The sequence below is a fragment of the Bacillus sp. AFS031507 genome (assembly GCF_002584635.1).
In the GTDB taxonomy this organism is placed as follows: domain Bacteria; phylum Bacillota; class Bacilli; order Bacillales; family Cytobacillaceae; genus Neobacillus.
Window position 1 is genome coordinate 1 of the sequence record NZ_NUOW01000113.1, and the last position, 214, is coordinate 214.

Genomic DNA, 214 nt, shown 5'->3' on the forward strand with positions numbered 1-214 from the left:
GTGAATGAAATGTATCGATCCTATAAAATACAAATTCAGCCGGAACATGAATTGTTCGACTACTGTGACTCACTCTGTTTTAAAGCGAAAAACTTGTACAATATCACCAACTACTATATTAGACAGGTTTACACAGCTTTAAACATAGAAACAAGAAATGAAAATCAACTTCAAGTTCTAACCGATATTCAAGACCATTTACCTCAAATGAATA

1 pseudogene is annotated in these 214 nt (G+C 32.2%); it reads left to right on the top strand.

Annotated features, from left to right (window positions below):
- Nucleotides 1–214: pseudogene (locus COE25_RS31295) on the top strand (RNA-guided endonuclease InsQ/TnpB family protein); the annotation flags it as partial.